This is a genomic window from Vibrio sp. (genome assembly GCF_984391705.1).
Genome location: NZ_CFHWOM010000113.1, coordinates 1 through 4509, shown reverse-complemented (window position 1 = coordinate 4509; position 4509 = coordinate 1). Strand labels below are relative to the sequence as shown.

The following is a 4509-nucleotide window of genomic DNA, read 5'->3' as shown; positions in this document are numbered from 1 at the left end:
GTTTATATTGTTAAAGAGCTTTCTTCTTTGTGACTCACATCACTTCGGAAGAGGCAGCCATTCTAGCGTTTCATTCTCAAGTGTCAAACACTTTTTTGAATTTTTTATTTCAAACTTTTCAATTTGAAATTTGCTTAGTTGGCTTTACTGATTTATCGCTGAAGCCTTGTGACGTCTGCCGTGTCAGTGGATGCGCATTATAGGGAGTTCTTGCTCTAGCGCAACCCCTTTTTTAAATAAATTTGGAAAAAATGACTGTTCGTTGAATTTGTATTCAAAAGCATAAAAAAAGAGAGCAAATTGCTCTCTTTTTGGTCTTTTTTAACTAAGTTTAGATAAATGCATAGGCATCAGCGAACATTCGATCGCTTTGCGCACCTTTATTTTGTGTAAATTGTTCGCGCGCAGCACCAGCCATTTCAAAGCGCCCTGCTATATAGATGTCATATTCTGCGAGAGAGTCAAAATCTTGCTCTACAGCCTGCAGCACATTACCGACCTTTCCAGTCCACTCTGTTGGAGCATCTTCGACAACAGGGACAAAGTGAACATTTTCATGTTTAGCTTCAATTTGCTCTAGCTCTTCTTTTGCATACAGTTGGCAGTCATCACGGCCCCCCCAATACAAATGAATTTGGTTATTCAAGCTTTGAGCCACACAGTGATCCAGAATTGAGCGTACGTAACTAAAACCTGTACCACCCGCAATTAAAAGAATAGGACGTTCACTTTCTTCTTGAACCCAAGCATCACCATGTGGCGCATCGATAGTAATATCACCACCGTTTGCTAGCGCGTCTTTCATTGCTTCAACAACTTCTAGAGCATACGCATTCTGCTCTGCCGCACCAATGTGCAACTCTAGCTCACCTTCATGGCGACAAGGGCTACTTGCAATCGAGAAAGGACGTTTGTCTTTTTCACCCATCACTACCATAAGGTATTGCCCTGCTTTAAATGCCACAGGCGTTTCTGGGTGAAGTAGAATTTGATAAGTATTACAAGCTAACGGCTTAATAGACTTTACTTTACATTGGATGGTCATGGTCTTCCTCTTACTTACTCCTCAAAAGTAAGTACTAAATTACTTTCGGCTACTGCCTGACAAGCAAATATCCAACCTTGTTGCTGCTCTTTCTCTGTGAGCATGGGTTCAAGATCGTAACTTACTGTTCCTTCAAGTTTACGGCACAGACAGGCTGCACACGCTCCAACCTGGCAACGATGTGGAAAGCGTATATTATTGTTGAGCGCCGCTTCCAGCACCGTTTGCCCATCTTGCGCCTCAAAACAAATTCCTTGAGGCTGCAAGCGTATTATTTTGCTCATGATATACCGAGCTTACTCCACTTAGCATCAACTTGTGCGACTAACTGTGGGTCTTTCTTAATTGGGATACCCCACTCTCGATCAACTTCCCCAGCAAATTTATTTGTCGCATCTAACCCTAGTTTAGAACAGCGTCCGTTCTCAGCTCGAATTTGTACTGTGTCTCTGGCTGGATCCATACGAGTTGTCATCGCCCAAATCACATCATTCCAATCATGGACATCGACATCTTCATCGCAAAGGATGGCAAATTTACTGTCGGTGTGTTGCTCTAACCACGTCCAGACTTTTTCCATCAGCTGTCTTGACTGGCCTGATTGGTTCTTACGCATAGAGATAATCACAAAGCGATCATTCTGTGCTGAACTTGGCAGCGCGATATCCACCACCTCTGGATTATCGGATTTAAACCTTGCGAGCGCCTCACTATCTACTGAAACAGGAGAGATTGCATTCAGTTCTGGCGAAGTGGCGTTTTCTGCATCCCATTTAATCGTTGCGTCCATTCCCATCTTCGAGCCAAGACCGACAACAGGAGAAGCAAAATCGAGAGAATCAATAGGTGTATTTTCTATCATGAGTGTGTCACGCACTGGCTCCATATTGTCAGCCATAGCTTTGACCACATCGTCCCAGCAACGTGCATTAACGCTCTCATCGCATACCACTACAAATTTGGTATACATAAACTGGCGTAGGAAAGACCATACCCCAAGCATTACGCGCTTAGCGTGACCTGGGTATTGCTTCTTCATGGTTACCACCGCCATTCGGTACGAGCAACCTTCTGGTGGTAGATAAAAATCTTCTATCTCCGGAAACTGCTTTTGCAGAATTGGCACGAACACTTCATTCAGCGCGACGCCCAATACCGCAGGTTCATCTGGCGGACGACCTGTGTAGGTACTGTGATAAATTGGATCTTTACGCATGGTAATGTGCGTGATGGTAAACACGTGGTGCTTTTCTTTTTCGTTGTAGTAGCCAGTATGATCGCCATAAGGCCCTTCATCCGCATATTCGCTTGGATCGATATACCCTTCCATCACGATTTCAGCACTTGCTGGTACTTCAAGATCGTTACTGACCGATTTGACGACTTCAGTTTTACTGCCACGTAGTAAGCCGGCAAATGCATACTCAGATAATGTATCTGGTACTGGTGTTACCGCTCCTAAGATGGTCGCCGGATCTGCACCAAAAGCTACGGATATAGGGAAAGGCTTTCCAGGATTGGTTTCCATCCAATCACGCAGATCAAGAGCTCCACCACGGTGAGCTAGCCAACGCATGATGATTTTGTTTTTACCAATCTTCTGCTGACGGTAAATACCTAGATTCTGGCGTTTCTTATGCGGGCCACGCGTCACTGTCAAACCCCAGGTTAACAGAGGCGCGACATCATCTTGCCAGCAACTCATCACTGGGATTTTATCTAGGTCAACATCTTCACCCTGCCAAACCACTTCCTGGCAAGGCGCTTTACGCAGTCTTTTAGCTGGCATATTGAGTACTTGTTTGAACACAGGGATTTTATCGATCGCGTCTTTAAAACCACGTGGCGGCTCAGGCTCTTTCAAGTAAGCCAACAATTTACCCACTTCACGCAGCTCTTTAACTTCGCTACGCCCCATACCTATAGCAACGCGCTCTGGCGTGCCAAATAAGTTGGTAAGCACAGGTACGTCATAACCAATTGGGTTTTCAAATAACAAAGCAGGACCACCCGCACGCAAAGTACGGTCACTAATCTCAGTCATTTCGTAATGTGGATCAACAGGGTGAGTAATGCGCTTCAGTTTTCCTTCTTGCTCTAAATGGGCAATGAAGTCACGTAAATCCTTAAAACTCATAGGCCTTCTAATGGCTGGTTAAACTGCAGGCAGTATATCAAAAAGAGGAATCATTCGATCCCTCTTTTTAATGTGGTTATTCATTGGAATTGTAACTACTTAGCTAACACACTTAAGATGGCACTACTACGTACTTTTTGATTGTGACTCGCTAACTCTTCAAGCCAATTACTGTACCCCTGACGGGCTAACTCTTGAGCGACAAATGGGGCGTCATCTTTTAGAGCCATTCTATCAATCAAAAAAGCCTTAACGTCATTGCTCATAGGTTTAATGCGCGTAAGCTCTTTCAGTGCATGCTCTTTCAAACTCGGATTTTGCGACGCTTGCATAATTTGATGAATCGAGAATTCATCGCCTACAGAAGCAAGCCTTGTGAGCTCTTGCTGACTATTAAAGTCTGCACGCATTAACCAGACTAACTTATAAACATCTGCACTTTCACTAACTTGAGCCAGCCTGACCATCACTTCAGACGATGGTAGCCAACTGACGACTGCAGAATCCGTTAGTTGCTGAGCAAGTTGGGTGACTGCTTCTGGGGATAAGCTATCGAGCTCTCGAACCAGCAGAGCCTCTCTAGTTTGAACTTGGTAATCATTCCCAGATAGCCATTGTTTTAGATCTAACTCACCGCGCTCGGCTTTTAAAACAAAATCGAGAGTCGACTGATCTTGACGCCATTGCTTAAGTAAACGACTGGCTATCGCAGGGTAATTAAAGGCAGGAACAGAAAACTCATAACCATCCCCCCTTTCAAGCACTTGATAGGTAGGAACCAAAGCTTTTTGTTGCTCGACAAACAGCGCCATTTTAGGAGTCAGTATAATTTGTTGTTGCTCTATCTTATTTAACAACAAATAGCGACTTACCTCTTGCTGAGGCAAAGATAGTCTTTCAAGGGCAAAATTAAGAGAATCGATGTTATCTTCAATGGCATATTGAAGTAGCTGAGCGACTTTTTGGTGAATTTGCTCATCTTCCAAGAGCAATTCCACTCGAGCAGGTGCCATCTCTGTAGCCGAGACTGCAGGTGCTCCTATAAGTAATGCGGATAGGAGTACCGACGACAACATTCCTTGTTGCATGTTAACCTCCTTGTAACATTTAATCCCATTGTGCTTGTTATCACTAGATAATGCAAACAAAAACGCCACCGGCTAAGCGGTGGCGTTTAGGAATCAAATTTTCAGCAATTACTGACGGCGCATCGCGTCGAAGAACTCATCATTGGTCTTCGTCATCGCTAGCTTATCGATCAAGAATTCCATCGCATCGATTTCGCCCATTGGGTGAACAATCTTACGTAGGATCCACATCTTCTGCA

Annotated in this window: 4 protein-coding genes and 1 pseudogene; all 5 read right to left on the bottom strand. The window is 44.2% G+C overall.

The window, feature by feature from the left end; translation table 11 throughout:
* Window positions 1–331: 331 nt before the first annotated feature.
* Entirely contained in the window at window positions 332–1045 is a 714-nt protein-coding gene (fre, locus tag AC4MRV_RS21590) for an NAD(P)H-flavin reductase (RefSeq protein ID WP_038193155.1), read from the bottom strand.
* A 14-nt stretch (window positions 1046–1059) separates the two neighbouring features.
* On the bottom strand, window positions 1060–1329 hold the full coding sequence (locus AC4MRV_RS21585) for a 2Fe-2S iron-sulfur cluster-binding protein (RefSeq protein WP_038139759.1): 270 nt from the start codon (window positions 1327–1329) through the stop codon (window positions 1060–1062).
* Window positions 1326–3182 carry a 4-hydroxy-3-polyprenylbenzoate decarboxylase gene (ubiD, locus tag AC4MRV_RS21580; RefSeq protein WP_491189338.1) on the bottom strand — a complete coding sequence of 619 codons (1857 nt, stop codon included), beginning with the start codon at window positions 3180–3182 and terminating at the stop codon, window positions 1326–1328. Before ubiD ends, AC4MRV_RS21585 begins: the two co-directional genes overlap by 4 nt.
* Before the next feature lie 95 nt (window positions 3183–3277).
* A complete protein-coding gene (locus AC4MRV_RS21575; RefSeq protein WP_491189337.1) occupies window positions 3278–4270 on the bottom strand; it encodes a hypothetical protein in 993 nt (330 codons plus the stop codon).
* Window positions 4271–4378: 108 nt separating this feature from the next.
* Window positions 4379–4509: pseudogene (gene rho, locus AC4MRV_RS21570) on the bottom strand (transcription termination factor Rho); the annotation flags it as partial.